General features: G+C 72.3%; 13 protein-coding genes. 12 read left to right on the top strand and 1 reads right to left on the bottom strand.

Going from position 1 to position 15,906, the window contains the following annotated elements:
- Positions 1–6 precede the first annotated feature (6 nt).
- The 6 genes from panC to C1N71_RS15025 all read left to right on the top strand — a co-directional run bounded on the left by panC (position 7) and on the right by C1N71_RS15025 (position 6,730).
- Complete coding sequence (gene panC / locus C1N71_RS12450) at positions 7–846, top strand: pantoate--beta-alanine ligase (RefSeq protein ID WP_217496070.1); 840 nt, start codon at positions 7–9, stop codon at positions 844–846.
- Positions 847–957: 111 nt separating this feature from the next.
- Positions 958–1,542, top strand: a complete 585-nt coding sequence (locus C1N71_RS12445) for an RNA polymerase sigma factor (protein ID WP_254678001.1) — start codon at positions 958–960, stop codon at positions 1,540–1,542.
- Positions 1,539–2,387: a hypothetical protein gene (locus tag C1N71_RS15030; protein WP_175414212.1), complete on the top strand. Its 849-nt coding sequence runs from the start codon at positions 1,539–1,541 to the stop codon at positions 2,385–2,387. The genes C1N71_RS12445 and C1N71_RS15030 overlap by 4 nt, the downstream gene beginning before the upstream one ends.
- A gap of 86 nt (positions 2,388–2,473) precedes the next feature.
- Positions 2,474–3,715, top strand: coding sequence for a hypothetical protein (locus C1N71_RS12435; RefSeq protein ID WP_137756694.1), 1,242 nt, complete (start codon positions 2,474–2,476; stop codon positions 3,713–3,715).
- A 43-nt stretch (positions 3,716–3,758) separates the two neighbouring features.
- The gene (locus tag C1N71_RS12430) at positions 3,759–5,489 is read left to right on the top strand and encodes a lysine--tRNA ligase (protein WP_137756693.1); all 1,731 of its coding nucleotides are present in this window, start codon (positions 3,759–3,761) and stop codon (positions 5,487–5,489) included.
- Between the two features lie 1,064 nt (positions 5,490–6,553).
- Positions 6,554–6,730 carry a hypothetical protein gene (locus C1N71_RS15025; RefSeq protein WP_175414211.1) on the top strand — a complete coding sequence of 59 codons (177 nt, stop codon included), beginning with the start codon at positions 6,554–6,556 and terminating at the stop codon, positions 6,728–6,730.
- A 70-nt stretch (positions 6,731–6,800) separates the two neighbouring features.
- Here C1N71_RS15025 and C1N71_RS12425 read toward each other — a convergent pair whose 3' ends face one another.
- Positions 6,801–8,405, bottom strand: a complete 1,605-nt coding sequence (locus C1N71_RS12425) for a CPBP family intramembrane glutamic endopeptidase (protein WP_175414210.1) — start codon at positions 8,403–8,405, stop codon at positions 6,801–6,803.
- 157 nt (positions 8,406–8,562) lie between these two features.
- Here C1N71_RS12425 and C1N71_RS12420 point away from each other — a divergent pair, with 157 nt between their 5' ends.
- From C1N71_RS12420 to C1N71_RS12395, 6 genes are all read left to right on the top strand, one after another.
- Positions 8,563–11,046: an ATP-dependent Clp protease ATP-binding subunit gene (locus C1N71_RS12420; RefSeq protein ID WP_137756691.1), complete on the top strand. Its 2,484-nt coding sequence runs from the start codon at positions 8,563–8,565 to the stop codon at positions 11,044–11,046.
- Positions 11,047–11,137: 91 nt separating this feature from the next.
- Positions 11,138–11,638: an amino-acid N-acetyltransferase gene (locus C1N71_RS12415; protein WP_137756690.1), complete on the top strand. Its 501-nt coding sequence runs from the start codon at positions 11,138–11,140 to the stop codon at positions 11,636–11,638.
- Positions 11,639–11,665: 27 nt separating this feature from the next.
- Positions 11,666–12,343: a hypothetical protein gene (locus C1N71_RS12410; RefSeq protein WP_137756689.1), complete on the top strand. Its 678-nt coding sequence runs from the start codon at positions 11,666–11,668 to the stop codon at positions 12,341–12,343.
- Positions 12,344–12,435: 92 nt separating this feature from the next.
- Positions 12,436–12,702: a hypothetical protein gene (locus C1N71_RS12405; protein ID WP_137756688.1), complete on the top strand. Its 267-nt coding sequence runs from the start codon at positions 12,436–12,438 to the stop codon at positions 12,700–12,702.
- Positions 12,703–12,838: 136 nt separating this feature from the next.
- Complete coding sequence (locus C1N71_RS12400) at positions 12,839–14,236, top strand: flavin monoamine oxidase family protein (protein WP_137756687.1); 1,398 nt, start codon at positions 12,839–12,841, stop codon at positions 14,234–14,236.
- Complete coding sequence (locus tag C1N71_RS12395) at positions 14,233–15,777, top strand: APC family permease (protein WP_137756686.1); 1,545 nt, start codon at positions 14,233–14,235, stop codon at positions 15,775–15,777. The genes C1N71_RS12400 and C1N71_RS12395 overlap by 4 nt, the downstream gene beginning before the upstream one ends.
- The last annotated feature ends 129 nt before the right edge of the window (positions 15,778–15,906 follow it).

Genomic DNA, 15,906 nt, shown 5'->3' with positions numbered 1-15,906 from the left:
GAGACCCTGACCACGATCGCCGCCGTGCGCGACGTCGTGCACGCCGCGCGCAGCCGCGGCGAGCGCATCGCGCTCGTGCCCACGATGGGTGCGCTGCACGAGGGGCACCTCGCGCTCGTCGAGGCGGCGCACGAGCACGCGGACGTCGTCGTCGTGTCGATCTTCGTGAACCCCATGCAGTTCGGGCCGACCGAGGACCTCGCGCGCTACCCGCGCGACCTCGACGCCGACCGCGCGCGGCTCGCGGAGGCGGGCGTCGCCGCGATCTTCGCCCCCACGGCCGAGGAGATGTACCCGACGGGCGCCGCATCGCCCACCGTCGTCACCGCCGGGCACCTCGGGACGGTGCTCGAGGGTCGCAGCCGCCGCGGGCACTACGACGGCGTGCTGACGGTCGTCTCGAAGCTCCTGCACATCGTCGCGCCCGACGTCGCGTGCTTCGGCGAGAAGGACGCGCAGCAGCTCTTCCTCGTCCGCCGCATGGTGCGCGACCTCGACATGCCGGTCGAGATCGTGGGCGTGCCCACCGTCCGCGACGCCGACGGCCTCGCCCTCTCGAGCCGCAACCGGTTCCTCTCGGGCCACGATCGTCGCACCGCGCTCACGCTCTCGCGCGCGCTCGAGGCGGCCGGGGCCTCCGCCGATCGCGGCGTCGAGGCGATGATCGCCGCGGCGCAGGGCGTGATCCAGTCGGACACCGGCGTGCAGCTCGACTACCTCGCGGTCGTCGATCCGGCGACGTTCGCCTTCGTCGGCGAGGCCCACCACGGCCCCGTGCAGGTGCTCGTCGCCGCGCGCGTCGGCGACGTGCGCCTCATCGACACGGCGACGTTCGCGATCCCGTGACCCGACTGTGACCTCCGGCCCCAGGTGGACATGCCTGGTCGAGGGGAGGGACGCGACGCGCCCGGGACGCGTCCAGCGACACCGCAGGAGCGGTGCCGGACAATCCAGGGCGTGACCGCCGAGCAGACCGACGCGCAGCTGTGGGCTGCCGTCGTGCGCGGCGACGGCATCGCATTCGCGACCGTGTTCGACCGGCACGGCGATCGCGTCTGGCGGCACGCGTGGAGGATCATGCAGCACAGGCAGGACACCGAGGACGTCGTCTCGGCGGCGTTCGCGGAGGCGTGGCGCAAGCGCTCGAGCGTGCGGATCGTCGACGACTCCCTGCTGCCCTGGCTCCTCATCACCGCGACGAACTGCGCGCGCAACGCGAGCCGCGGGCGGCGCCGCCTCGAGCGGCTCATCGCGCACATCCCGCGCGCCGACGACGCCCCCGATGCGGCCGACGTCGCGGGCGATCGCGACGAGGCGGAGACGGCGCGCACCGCCGTCGCCGACGCGCTTCGGGCGCTCTCGCCCGCCGACGCGTCGCTCATCGCCCTCGTGATGCTCGAGGACATGCCGCTCGCGGATGCCGCCCGCGCGCTCGGCATCGGCTACGGGGCGGCGAAGACGCGCATCCACCGCGCCCGGGGCCGGATGCGGGCGCACCTCGAGGCGGCAGGCATGGCCCCGTCGATGGAGGAGGTGCCGTGAACGACGATCGAGTCCCGCAGATGGACGACGAGTTCGCCGCGCGCATGCGCCGCGGCCTCGCCGCCATGGCGCCGCGCGAGGTCGCGCGCACCCGGCGGATCCAGGAACGCGTCGCCAGCGCGGTCGGCGTGCTCGTGATCGTCGCCGTCGTCGTGCTGGGTGTGCAGACCTTCGCACCGACGATCGGCGGCCCGGGCGTCGAGGCGGTGCCGACGAGCACACCGACGCCGTCGGTCACGCCGTCTCCCGAGCCGACGCCGACCCCGACGCCGACCCCGACGCCGGAGCCCGAGCCCGAGCCGACGCCCCCGCCCGGCTTCGAAGGGGTCGCTGCCGGCGTGCCGGTGATCACGGAGCTGTCCCTCCCCGGATTCGGCGACACCGGAGCCGCAGGCGGCTCCACGATCACCGCGTTCGTCGACGTCTACGTCCTGTGCCAGGGGGCTGGTTCCGTCGACGTCGGGGGATACACCGTGGACTGCACGCAGGAGGCGCCGTCGACCGTCATCGCGATGCTCCCTGTCGGGTTCGACCCCGCGGTCGAGTCGTCGCCCTCGATCGTGCCCGATGCCGCCTTCACCGGCATCGTGCGCGTCGTGGCGCGCGGCGAGCAGCCGGCCGGGCTCGGTATCGGCGGCGTCGCCTCGGTCTGGGTGCAGTGCCCATCGACCGGCACCGTGATCGGCGGCGTCGCCTTCGACTGCGATGAGCTGTACGACGGGCTCCACATCCGCGAGCTCGCGGCATGGGGCATCCCGTACTCCGCCGACCAGCTCGTGCCGACGATCGTGCTCGGCGAAGGGGGCGGGGGACTGCTCCGCTTCGTCCTCGACCCCGACTCGTGACCCGATCGTGACCCGCGCGCGGTGACGCCGCTCGCCTGCTGGACATGTCGGGATGCGCGGCGAAGGCCGCACGAGAGGAGGCGGCCGTGATCGCACGGGCACATCGATCCCGCATCGCGACGTCGATCGGCGCGCTGACTGCCGCCGCGCTGCTCGCGGGCTGTGCCGCGGCCGCGGAGCCCGAGGAGGTCGACCTGGGCGCGCCGAGCCCGAGCCCGAGCGCGAGCCCGACGCCCACGGCCGAGCCGACGACGGTCACGACGCAGAACGGCACGGCGTCGTTCGCGCTGCCCGCGGGCTGGACCGTCCAGGACGACAGCCTGCTCGAGCCGATGAGCAACCACGGCGGACCCATCTGGCAGAACTGGCTCACGGTGCTCGACGAGGACGCCGTCGTGCGTGCGCGCTACGGCGACGGCTACGCCGACGACGTCGGCGCCGCGGCCGACCGCGGCGTCGTGCAGGCGATCGCGATGCCCGGCGGCCTGCACGCCGCAGCGTGGTGGTCGACCGCTGCCGACGGCGTCTGGCAGGTCCAGGCCACCGTGGTGGACGACCCGAGCGACCCGAACGGCTCGGTGATGCTCGACGGCGTCGACCGGCTGCACTCCTTCTCCAGCGACCTCGCCGCCGTCCCCGAGTGCGGCTCTGTCGTCGACGAGGCGAGCGCGATCGCGTGCCTCGAGGCGCCCGACACGACCGAGGTGCTCGAGCTGCTGGCGACGCTCGAGCTCGAGCCGCTGCCCTGGGATGCGATGCCCGACGGCGTCGACCCCGTCGCCGACGTCCCGTGGGTCGACTACGTCTCGGCCGATGGCGGCATCGCGTTCTCGCACCCCGAGGGCTGGACCGTCGAGGAGCTCTCGTCGCCCGACGGCCCGTTCGTCGTGCTCTCGACCCCCGACGGCTTCCAGGCCCTCGACGTGGCGACCTACCGCGATCGAGCCGAGTTCCCCTTCGTCAGCGATTGCGCGCCCGGCACGGCGGGCCTGGGGCCGTTCACCGTGCTCGAGCGGGTGCCCATCGAGCCGCTCGTCGGCGCCCTGCAGGGCACCGCGGCATCGACGCTCGAGGCGGTGACGCTCGAGGTCGCCGACCTCGTCATCGTGGCGGTGCTCTCGACCTCGGACGTCGACGCCGGCTGCCTCGACCCCGGCGTCCTCGTCGCGGGCGGCATGATACGGGCGACGACGCCGTACCAGACGGACGCGCCCGGGCTGATCTACGACCGCTACGCCGATCGGCGATTGCCGGTGGGCTCGTACGAGCATCGGGTCATCGTCGAGGTGCTCGGCACCCTGCGCCTCTCGGCGCTCGACGCCTCGTGAGCATCGCCGCGGCGCATCCGCCCGCGCCGTAGGATCGGTGTCCGTGAGCTCGCCGACCCCGACCCCCACCGACGTCCGCGACGACTGGGTCTCGAGGCTCGCCGACGAGGTGATCGCCGAGGCCGAGCGTCGCGGCACCCCGCCCGTCGTGGCCTCCGGCCTCTCGCCCTCCGGCGTCATCCACCTCGGCAACTTCCGCGAGGTCATGAGCCCGCACCTCGTCAGCGATGAGATCCGCCGCCGCGGCCTCGAGGTCGAGCACATCATCTCGTGGGACGACTACGACCGCTTCCGCAAGGTGCCGAAGGGCATCGAGGGCGTCGACGAGTCGTGGGCCGAGCACATCGGCAAGCCGCTCACGGCCGTGCCCGCCCCTCCCGGCTCGCCGCACGAGTCGTGGGCGGCGCACTTCCGCGCGCAGGCGGAGGAGGGCTTCGCCGCCCTCGGCATCCGCTACCGCGGCATCTCGCAGACCGAGCAGTACACCTCGGGCGCGTACACCGAGCAGATCCTCGCCGCCATGCGCATGCGGCGCGAGATCGACGCGATCCTCGCGCGCTTCCGCACCCTGCCCGCCGCGAAGGACGACGACGAGGAGCTGCAGAAGGCGCTCGAGGCCGGATCGGGCGCGGCCTCGGAGGACGATGGCTCGGGCGGCGCCGAGTACTACCCGTACAAGCCGTACTGCACGGCGTGCGGCACCGACCTCACGACGATCACCGCCTACGACGACGAGACGACCGAGCTGTCGTACTCGTGCGCGTGCGGGCACGCCGAGACCGTGCTGCTGCGCGAGCACCGCTCGGGCAAGCTCGTCTGGAAGGTCGACTGGCCGATGCGCTGGGCCTACGAGCGCGTCGTCTTCGAGCCCTCGGGCGTCGACCATCAGTCGCCGGGCTCGTCGTTCCAGGTCGGCCTCGAGCTCGCGCCGCTGTTCGGCTGGGAGCGCCCGTACGGCCCGATGTACGCGTTCGTCGGATTCGGGGGAGCGGCGAAGATGTCGTCGTCGCGCGGCGGTGCGCCGGCCCCGATCGACGCGCTGCAGGTCATGGAGGGCCCCGTGCTGCGCTGGCAGTACGCACGGCGCCGCATGAACCAGTCGTTCGACGTCGCCTTCGGCTCCGAGCTGCAGCGGCTCTACGACGAGTGGGACGCGCTGGCCCGCAAGCTCGAGGCGGGCACGGCGGGCGCCGCGGAGGTCGCCGCGCATGCGCGCGCGATCGGCACCGCCGACGAGACGCTCGAGTCGACGCCCCACCGCGTCGCCTTCCGCACCCTCGCATCCCTCGTCGACCTCTCGACCGGCGACCCCGCGCAGCTCGTGCGCCTCGTGCGCCAGGTGGATGCGTCGGTCGGGGACCTCGGCACGCTGCAGCCGCGCCTCGGCCGCGTCGAGACGTGGGTGGCGACGCAGATGCCCGCCGAGGAGCGAACCGTCGTGCGCGACGAGCCCGACCGCGAGGCCCTCACCGCGCTCGAGCCGGGCCAGCGCGGCGCGATCGACCTGCTGCTCGACGGCGGCGGCGGCCTGCCTCCGATCGGCGACGCGTGGACCATCGAGGGGCTCACGAACCAGGTCTACGGCGTCGTGAAGGTGCAGCGCGGCCTCGAGCCGACCGCGATCGTCAAGGGCGACAAGGAGATCGCCGCCGAGCAGCGCGCGTTCTTCACGCTGCTCTACCGGCTGCTCGTCGACCGCGACGCCGGCCCGCGCCTGCCGACGCTGCTGCTGGCGATCGGCGAGGAGCGCCTGCGCGCGCTGCTGCGTCCCTAGCGCGGACGCGGCAGACGAGGGTCGCCCGCCTCCGGCGCTCCGACCACCGCTCCCCGAGGTGCGAGCGAAGCGAGCCTCGAAGGGTCCCGTGGTCGACGCCATGGCTGGTGCCCTTCGAGGCTCGCCCTTCGGGCTCGCACCTCAGGGAGCGGGTCGGGGGGCTCGCCCTTCGGGCTCGGGCCGTCGCCCTTCGTCCTCGAGCGTCGCCGACCGTGCTCGCGGGTCGCCCATCGGCTGGTCGAGGAGCGCAGGCGCGCAGCGCCTTCGCGTCACGAGACCCGTCGTGCCGCGCGGGGCGGTGCGCGGCGCGGTCGGATCGTGTCCGCGGCTTCCCCTCACCGCTCCCTGAGGTGCGAGCGAAGCGAGCCTCGAAGGGTCCCGTGGTCGACGCCATGGCTGGTGCCCTTCGAGGCTCGCCCTTCGGGCTCGCACCTCAGGGAGCGGGTCGGGGGCTCGCCCTTCGGGGTCAGAGCGTCGTCCCTCGGGCTCGGGCGTCCCTCACCAGGTGGTCGGGGAGCGCAGGCGCGCAGCGCGTTCGCGTCACGAGACCCGTCGTGCCGCGCGGGGCGGTGCGCGGCGCGGTCGGATCGCGTCGGCGGCTTCCCCTCACCGCTCCCTGAGGTGCGAGCGAAGCGAGCCTCGAAGGGTCCCGTGGTCGACGCCATGGCTGGTGCCCTTCGAGGCTCGCCCTTCGGGCTCGCACCTCAGGGAGCGGGTCGGGGGCTCGCCCTTCGGGGTCGCACCTCAGGGAGCGGGACGGGGGCTCGCCCTTCGGGCTCGCACCTCAGGGAGCGGGTTGAGGGCTCGGGCTTCGGGGTCGGAGCGTCGCCCTTCGGGCTCGGGCGTCGCCCATCAGCTGGTCGGGGAGCGCAGGCGTGCAGCGCCTCCGCGTCACGAGACTCGTCGTGCCGCGCGGGGCGGTGCGCGGCGCGAGGTCCGTCGGTGGCGCGGGTCTCGTGGCGACTCCTCGCTGCGATCGCAGCGTCCTCGACCAGCATGTGCGGGATCGTCCTCGACCACGGCTGGCGGGGGATCGTTCGCGCGCCCCGCGGTACCATGGAGGCATGCCGCAGGACTTCTGGGGGAACGCGATCTTCTCGCTGATCCCGACCATCGTCATCTGCGTCGTGTTCTGGTTCGTGCTCCGCTCGATCCTCCGCGCCGACCGCACGGCGCGACGCGTCTACGACGAGATCGAGGCCGAGGAGCGCGAGAAGGCCGGCCTGCCGCCCAAGCGCTGACGCGCGGACGCCGTCCGCGACGCACGAACGCCCGCACCGGATGGTGCGGGCGTTCGTCGTCCGGGCGCGATCAGCGCTCGTCGCGCGGCGGCTCGGACGCCGGGTCCGATGCGGGCGGCTCGACCGGCGCGTCCCAGCCGCGGGAGGCATCGCCCTGCGGCGGCTCGACCGGCGCACCCCAGCCGACCTGCCGCGCCTCGCCCTGCGGCGCGTCATCCCGCCGCGGCGCATACGCGTGCCACTGGCCGGGAGGCTGCCATCCCGCGGCCTGCGCCTGCTGCTGCCAGCCAGCCGACGGCCCGAAGGTCGTCGGTGCGCCGAAGGGCGTCGCCTGCGACGCCGGGGCGAACGGCGCGGCGGCCTGCGGCGGCATCCCGTAGCCCGGAGCGCCGTCGCCCGGCACGGCGTATCCGGGCATGCCCGGGGCACCCGCGTAGGCCGGCTGCGCGAACGCGATCGGCTGCGGCTTCGGCAGCAGCAGGAGCTCGGCACCCGGAGCCCCCTCGGTGCGTCGCTGCCAGCGCCGCGACATGAGGTGCACCGCGAGGTACGACAGCCCGAGCGCGGCGACGCAGGCGACGAACGCGACGAGCTGGATCCAGAACGGCCCCTCCTCGCCCGAGGACGTCGCGAACGGCGACATGCCCATGAGCGCGAGCGGCAGCATGATGAACACGTTGTTCGCCGTGTGCACGACGCATGCGGCCTCGAGGCCGCCGGTGCGGAACGTGAGCATGGCGCACGTGAAGCCCACGAGCGACACCTGCAGGATCGCCAGCGGCGGGTAGCCGATGTGCGCGAGGCCGAAGACGAGGCCGATGAGGCCGCCCGTCACGAGCGACGACACCCAGGGGTTCCGCATCCACGAGCCGAGCTGCTGCGTGACGATGCCGCGGAAGGCGAACTCCTCGCCGGAGGACTGCAGCGGCGTCGTGAGCACGACGATCGCGACGAGCAGCCAGTCGGGCTGGAAGCGCCATTCGAAGGTCGGATCGATGAGGAACGTGATGCCGACGTAGACGGCGAAGATGGGCGCGACGACGAGCGCCGAGCGGCCGACGGCGCCCCAGCGCCAGCGACCGGCGACCGAGAAGGCGAACCCCATCGCCTTGTCGCCGTAGGCGGCGAGCGCCACGACGGCGCCGGGGATCATCGCGGCCCAGGAGAGGTTGACGCCGAGGAACGCCATGGGCGAGCCCATGAGGGAGCCCATGAGCTCCTCGGGGTTCGCGGCGACGGCCGTCGGGTCGGCGAACAGCTCGATGATGCTCGGCATGAGCAGCACGAGCGCGATCGTCTGGCCGAGGGCGAAGAAGCCGATCGCGATCGCCCACGCGAGGAACCAGCGGCCGACGCGGCGGGGCAGCGGACGCAGCACCTGCGCGTAGACCTGGCCTTCGAGCGGCAGGGCCGCGGGCACGCGCGCCCGCGACGGGGGCGCGGGGGGCGGCTGATGCCACGGCGGCGGCTGGGTCGCGGACGGCGCCGGCGGCTGCTCGACGCCCCACTGCTCGCGGTAGATGGCGTCCTCGCCGCGGCTGAAGCCCGACGGTACGACGCGCTCGGGCGGGCGCATCGCGCCCGCAGGGTTCTCGACGGCGGCGGTCGGATCGGCGGGCTGCGGGCGTGCGAGCGGCGGCGGGGCACCGATGCGACGCGGGTCGTCCAGGCTCACGAGACCTCCTCGCCAGGCAGGGTATCCAGCGCGCATCGGTCGCACCTGTGCGTGGCGTCACCCGCGGCCAGCGCGCGGCGCCATGCCGACAGCGAACAGCGGCGCCGGAGCCCGCATCCACGGTCTAGCCTCGAATCCAGACGTCAGGAGGCATGCGATGTTCGAACGGTTCACCGATCGCGCCCGCCGTGTGGTCGTCCTCGCCCAGGAAGAGGCGAAGATGCTCAACCACAACTACATCGGCACCGAGCACATCCTGCTCGGCCTCATCCACGAGGGTGAGGGCATCGCCGCGAAGGCGCTCGAGCAGCTCGGGATCTCGCTCGACGCCGTGCGCGAGCAGGTGCAGGACATCATCGGCACCGGTGCGCAGCAGTCGAGCGGCCACATCCCCTTCACGCCGCGTGCGAAGAAGGTGCTCGAGCTGTCGCTGCGCGAGGCGCTGCAGCTCGGCCACAACTACATCGGCACGGAGCACGTGCTGCTCGGCCTCATCCGCGAGGGCGAGGGCGTCGCGGCGCAGGTGCTCGTGAAGCTCGGCGCCGACCTCAACCGCGTGCGCCAGACCGTGAACCAGCTGCTCTCGGGCACGCAGTCGCGGGAGTCGACGACGGTCGGCGGCGAGGCGCAGCAGCAGGGCAGCGACCAGAAGGGGTCGCAGATCCTCGACCAGTTCGGCCGCAACCTCACGGCCGCTGCTCGCGAGGGCCGGCTCGACCCCGTCATCGGTCGCGAGAAGGAGATCGAGCGGGTCATGCAGATCCTCTCGCGCCGCTCGAAGAACAACCCCGTGCTCATCGGCGAGCCCGGCGTCGGCAAGACGGCCGTCGTCGAGGGCCTCGCGCAGGCGATCGTCAAGGGCGAGGTGCCCGAGACGCTCAAGGACAAGCAGGTCTACACGCTCGACCTCGGCTCGCTCATCGCCGGCTCCCGCTACCGCGGAGACTTCGAGGAGCGACTCAAGAAGGTCACGAAGGAGATCCGCACGCGCGGCGACATCATCACCTTCATCGACGAGATCCACACGCTCGTCGGCGCGGGTGCCGCCGAGGGTGCCATCGACGCGGCGAACATCCTCAAGCCGCTGCTGGCTCGCGGCGAGCTGCAGACGATCGGCGCGACGACGCTCGACGAGTACCGCAAGCACTTCGAGAAGGATGCCGCGCTCGAGCGCCGCTTCCAGCCGATCCAGGTGAACGAGCCCTCGGTCGCCCACACGATCAACATCCTCAAGGGCCTGCGCGACCGCTACGAGTCGCACCACAAGGTCACGATCACCGACGGCGCGCTCGTCGCGGCCGCCAACCTCGCCGACCGCTACGTGCAGGATCGCTTCCTCCCCGACAAGGCGATCGACCTCATCGACGAGGGCGGTGCACGCCTGCGGCTGTCGATCCTGTCGGCGCCGCCGGAGCTGCGCGAGTTCGACGAGCGGATCGCCGACGTGCGCATGCGCAAGGAGCGCGCGATCGAGGACCAGGACTTCGAGGGCGCCGCGCGCCTGCGCGACGAGGAGAAGAACCTCCTCGGCGAGCGCCTGCGCCTCGAGAAGCAGTGGCGCTCCGGCGACGGCGGGCCCACGGGCACGCTCGACGAGGGCATCATCGCCGAGGTGCTCGCGAACGCGACCGGCATCCCCGTCTTCAAGCTCACCGAGGAGGAGTCCGCTCGCCTCGTGTTCATGGAGAAGGCGCTGCACGAGCGCGTCATCGGCCAGGACGAGGCGATCGGCGTGCTCGCGAAGTCGATCCGACGCCAGCGCGCGGGCCTCAAGGACCCGCGCCGTCCGGGCGGATCGTTCATCTTCGCCGGCCCCACGGGCGTTGGCAAGACCGAGCTCGCCAAGGCGCTCGCCGAGTTCCTGTTCGACGACGAGGACGCCCTCATCTCGCTCGACATGTCGGAGTACAGCGAGAAGCACACCGTCTCGCGCCTCTTCGGCGCCCCTCCCGGCTTCGTCGGCTACGACGAGGGCGGCCAGCTCACCGAGAAGGTGCGCCGCAAGCCGTTCTCCGTCGTGCTCTTCGACGAGATCGAGAAGGCGCACGCGGACATCTTCAACTCGCTGCTGCAGATCCTCGAGGAGGGTCGTCTCACGGATGGTCAGGGTCGCGTCGTCGACTTCAAGAACACGATCATCATCATGACGACGAACCTCGGCACGAAGGACATCGCGGGCGGCCCCGTGGGCTTCGTGCTCGAGGGGAGCACGGCGAACGACTACGACCGCATGCGGGCGAAGGTCAACGAGGAGCTGAAGAAGTCGTTCCGCCCCGAGTTCCTCAACCGCGTCGACGAGACGATCGTCTTCCCGCAGCTGACCCCCGAGGAGCTGCTGCAGATCGTCGACCTGTTCGTGAAGCGCCTCGCCGACCGCATGCTCGACCGCGACATGACGATCGAGCTGACGACGCCCGCGAAGGAGCGCCTCATCCACCTCGGGTACGACCCGGCGCTGGGCGCTCGGCCGCTGCGTCGCGCCGTGCAGCACGAGGTCGAGGACGTGCTGAGCGAGAAGATCCTGCACGGCGAGCTCGCCGCCGGCGCGCACGTGATCGTCGACTTCGTGGACGACGCGTTCACGTTCTCGGTCGAGGACAAGCGCCCCGCGGCGGAGGCCGTGGAGGCGACCGCGGGCTGACCCGCTCCTCCGGGCACGACGCCCCCGCATCCGATGGATGCGGGGGCGTCGTGCGTCGGGCGGGGCATCCGCCCGCGGCTAGCGTGGAGCCATGGCATCCGTCCACGTCCGCCAGGCTCGCACGAGCGACGTCCGCGCGATGCGCGACCTCATCGAGCCCTACGTGCAGCGACGCATCCTGCTCGGCAAGGAGCTCGTGACGCTGTTCGAGGCGGTGCAGGAGTTCGTGGTCGCCGAGGCCGACGGTCGGGTCGTCGGCTGCGGCGCCCTCCACGTGATGTGGGAGGACCTGGGGGAGATCCGCACGATCGCCGTCACCGACGACGTGCACGGATCCGGCGTCGGCCATGCGATCCTCGAGGCGCTCGAGGCGCGCGCGGCGGACCTCGGGCTCTCGCGGCTGTTCTGCCTCACCTTCGAGACGGCGTTCTTCGGCAGGCACGGCTTCGAGGCCGTCGCCGAGGAGATCGTGCCGCCCGACGTCTTCCAGCAGCTGCTGCGCTCGCACGACGACGGCATCGCCGAGTTCCTCGACCTCGCGCACGTGAAGCAGAACACGCTCGGCAACACCCGCATGGTGAAGCGGCTCTAGCGGCCTCGCGCCGCCTACCCTTGGCGGGTGACGACGGATCGGGAGCGCAGACGGCGGCAGGCCATCGCCAGGCGCCGTCGCACCGTGGCGCTGCTCGTGCTCCTCGTCGTCGCGGCGCTCGTCGTCGTCGCGCTCATGTGGCGGCCCTGGGCCGCCGCCGACGAGGCATCGGCAGACCCGGCACCCAGCGCATCCGTCGATCCGAGCGCGTCCCCGACGCCCAGCCCGAGCCCGAGTCCGAGCCCGACGTCGACGCAGCAGTACACGCCCATCGGCGGCATCCCGGAGGAGGGCGACGGCTCGGCCGCGTGCACGCCGGAGCAGGTGCTCATCACGCCGATCACCGACGCCGTCACGTACGCGCCGGGCCAGCCCGTGCAGATGTCGTTCCAGATCCAGAACGTGTCGGGCGAGCCGTGCAGGCTCAACGTCGGCACGACGCAGCAGTCGTACCAGATCCGCACCGGCGAGCAGGTCGTCTACCGCTCGAGCGACTGCCCCGTCGACCAGGTCGACCAGATCGTCGAGCTCGAGCCCGGCGTGCCGCAGCGCACGATCCCCGTGGCGTGGGACCGCACGGCCTCGTCGCCCGAGACGTGCGCTTCCCCGCGCGACCAGGTGGTCGCCGGCGGCGCGAGCTACCACCTGTCGATCACGGTGTCCGGCGTCGCGAGCGCCTCCGAGCAGCAGATCATCCTGTACTGACCATCCGCGTCCCGGGTCGTCGGCGGTAGCACACGCGGGGAAGAGATGCGGGGGCCTCGCGTCGAGGCATCCGGCGCTCCTAGCCTGCCCGCATGTCGATCTCGCCGAACCATCACGTCATCTCGTACTCCGGAGCCGACGCCGCGGAGGCCGCCGCGTCGCTCGACGCCGCGGTCGCCGCGCTCGACTTCCCCGCGGAGGTCGTCTGCGTCGCCCTCGCGTCGCACGACGGCATGCTGCAGGGCGTCGCCACGGTGCGGCTCATCGAGGTCGTCGACCCCGACGCCGTGCCCGCGGTCGGCGGCTCGACCGCCGACGAGGGCGCGATCGACGACATCGACGCCTCGCTCCTGCGCTGAGCCCGTCGCGGGCGCGGGATCCGCGCTCGGCGTCGCCGCCGGATGCGGATTCGGTTGCAATCAGACCTCGCGACTATCGGATCCGCCATCGTTCGTCGTATGCTGCGACGACATCCATCGTGAAGGAGCATTCAGGATGAGCGATCCGCAGCAGCCGTCGACGATCGAGGCCGACGTCGTCGTCATCGGGGCCGGCGTCGCCGGGCTCTCGGCGGCGACGCGACTGCAGGAGTCCGGGCACGACGTCGTGGTGCTCGAGGCGCGCGAGCGCGTCGGCGGCCGCCTGTGGACCGAGACGATCGACGGCGCGATGCTCGAGCTCGGCGGCCAGTGGGTCTCGCCCGATCAGAGCGCGCTGCTCGAGACGCTCGACGCCCTGGGCCTCGCGACGTTCTCGCGCTACCGCGACGGCGACTCGGTCTACGTCGACGATGCCGGCACGCGCGTGCGGTTCACCGGCGAGCAGCTGCCGGTCCCCGCGTCGACCGTCGCCGAGATGGAGCGCCTCACGGTGCTGCTCGACGAGCTCACCGCCGAGATCGGCGCCGACGCGCCGTGGGCGCATCCGCGGGCGCGCGATCTCGACACCATCTCGTTCGCCGCCTGGCTCGCGCAGCAGTCCGACGACCCCGTCGCCTGCCGCCACATCTCGATGTTCATCGGCGAGGCGATGCTCACGAAGCCCGCGCACGCGTTCTCCGCGCTGCAGGCGGTGCTCATGGCCGCATCCGCCGGCTCGTTCTCGCACCTCGTCGACTCCGAGTTCATCCTCGACAAGCGCGTCGTCGGCGGCCTGCAGCGCGTGCCGATCACGCTCGCCGAGCGGCTCGGCGACCGCGTGCGCACCGGGACGCCCGTGCGCCGCCTCGAGCACTCGGCCGACGGCGTCGTCGTCACCTCCGACCGCGTCGTCGTGCACGCACGGCGCGCGATCGTCGCGATGCCGCCGAACCTCTTCGGCCGCATCGACTACCAGCCGCCGCTGCCGCGTCGCCAGCACCAGCTGCACCAGCACCTCTCGCTCGGCCTCGTCATCAAGGTCCACGCCGTCTACGACCGGCCCTTCTGGCGCGAGGACGGCCTGTCGGGCACGGCCTTCAGCCCCTACCGCCTCGTGCACGAGGCGTACGACAACACGAACCACGAAGACCCGCGCGGCACGCTCGTCGGCTTCGTCTCCGACGAGCACGCCGACGGCGTCTTCGCGCTGCCTGCCGAGGAGCGGAAGGCGCGCATCCTCGCCGACCTCGCCGAGTACTTCGGGCCCGAGGCCGCGAACCCCGTCGTGTACTACGAGTCCGACTGGGGCACCGAGGAGTGGACGCGCGGCGCGTACGGCGCCTCGTACGACCTCGGCGGCCTCAGCCGCTACGGCGCCGACCAGCGCACGCCCGTCGGCCCCATCCACTGGGCGTGCTCCGACTTCGCCGGCCTCGGGTTCCAGCACGTCGACGGCGGCATCCGCTCGGGCTGGGCAGCGGCCGCCGACGTCGCCGAGGCGCTCGCGTCGAGCCGGGCGGACGTCGGCGCGTGAGCAGCCAGATCGCGGTCCAGAAGGTCGCGCAGAAGGGGCTCGCGAAGGGCTCGGTCGGGCTCATCGGCGCCGTCGTCATCGGCATCTCGTGCATCGCCCCGGCGTACACGCTCACCGCGGCGCTCGGCCCCACCGTCTCGGCCGTCGGCGCGCAGGCGCCCGCGATCATCCTCCTCGGCTTCATCCCGATGCTGCTCGTGGCCTTCGGCTACCGCGAGCTGAACTCCGTCATCCCCGACTCCGGCACCTCCTTCACCTGGGCGACGCGCGCGTTCGGCCCCTACGTGGGATGGATGGCGGGGTGGGGCCTCATCGCCGCGACGATCCTCGTGCTGTCGAACCTCGCCGGCATCGCGGTTGACTTCCTGTACCTGCTCGTCGCGCAGGTCACGGGTGCGTCGGACGTCGCCGCCCTCGCGACGAACCCGCTCGTCAACGTCGTCACCTGCCTCGCCTTCATGGCGGCGGCGACCTTCATCGCGTACCGCGACATGCAGACGACGCAGCGCGTGCAGTACGCGCTCGTCGGCTTCCAGGTGCTCGTGCTCGTCGTCTTCGCGATCGCGGCGTTCGTGCACGTCGCGAACGGCACCGCGTTCGACGCGACGCCCGTGTCGCTCACGTGGTTCGACCCGTTCGCCGTCGACTCGTTCTCGGCGCTCGTCGCCGGCCTGTCGCTGTCGATCTTCATCTTCTGGGGCTGGGACGTCACCCTCACGATGAACGAGGAGACGAAGGATCCCGAGCGCACGCCGGGTCGGGCCGCGACCATCACGGTCGTCGTCATCGTCGCGCTGTACCTGCTGCTCGCCGTCGGCCTCACGGCCTTCGCCGGCACCGGCGAGGGAGAGTTCGGGCTCGGCAACCCCGACATCCAGGACAACGTCTTCTTCGCGCTCGCCGGCCCCATCCTCGGCCCGCTCGCGGCCTTCGTGTCGCTCGCGGTGCTGTCGTCGTCGGCGGCCTCGCTGCAGTCGACGTTCGTGTCGCCCGCGCGCACGCTGCTCGCGATGGGGCACTACGGCGCGCTGCCGTCGCGCTTCGCCGTCGTCTCGCGCTTCAAGACGCCCGGCTTCGCGACGCTCGTCGCGGCCCTCGTCGCCTCGGCCTTCTACGCCGTCATGCGGTTCGTGAGCGAGAACGTGCTGTGGGACACGATCACGGCGCTCGGCATGATGATCTGCTTCTACTACGGCCTCACGGCGTTCGCGACCGTCTGGTACTTCCGCACCACGTGGTTCGCGTCGGTGCGCAACGCCCTCTTCCAGCTCGTCTTCCCGCTCGTCGGCGGCGTCGTGCTCGCCGTGCTGTTCGTCACGACGCTCGTCGACTCGATGGACCCGGACTACGGCTCGGGCTCGTCGATCGGCGGCGTCGGGCTCGTGTTCGTGCTGGGCGTGGTCGTGCTCGTGCTCGGCGCCGTCGTGATGATCGTGCAGCGGGTACGCGAGCCGGCGTTCTTCCGAGGAAGGACCTTGGATGCGGGCACGGCGACGGGCATGATCGACACGGAGGTCACCTCGCGCGGCGTCCAGGACTAGACGTCTCGGGGAGCGGGTCGGCTCCCCGGGCACCCGGGCCACGGCCCCGCAGGCGATCTCCCTCGCAGGCGGGCCGTGGCCCCTTCTCGTGTGCGCGTCGTCCTCCGTGCCGTCGCGGCGGGTTGCGTC

The organism is Agrococcus sp. SGAir0287 (genome assembly GCF_005484985.1).
GTDB lineage: Bacteria > Actinomycetota > Actinomycetes > Actinomycetales > Microbacteriaceae > Agrococcus.
The sequence above is the reverse complement of the archived record's forward strand: the minus strand, read 5'-3'. Positions and strand labels throughout refer to the sequence as shown.

Excerpts from the sequence above, each read along its gene's own strand:
- C1N71_RS15025 (WP_175414211.1), top strand. The coding sequence starts at position 6,554 with ATGCCGCAGGACTTCTGGGGGAACGCGATCTTCTCGCTGATCCCGACC.
- C1N71_RS12420 (WP_137756691.1), top strand. The coding sequence starts at position 8,563 with ATGTTCGAACGGTTCACCGATCGCGCCCGCCGTGTGGTCGTCCTCGCC.
- C1N71_RS12415 (WP_137756690.1), top strand. The coding sequence starts at position 11,138 with ATGGCATCCGTCCACGTCCGCCAGGCTCGCACGAGCGACGTCCGCGCG.
- C1N71_RS12405 (WP_137756688.1), top strand. The coding sequence starts at position 12,436 with ATGTCGATCTCGCCGAACCATCACGTCATCTCGTACTCCGGAGCCGAC.
- C1N71_RS12400 (WP_137756687.1), top strand. The coding sequence starts at position 12,839 with ATGAGCGATCCGCAGCAGCCGTCGACGATCGAGGCCGACGTCGTCGTC.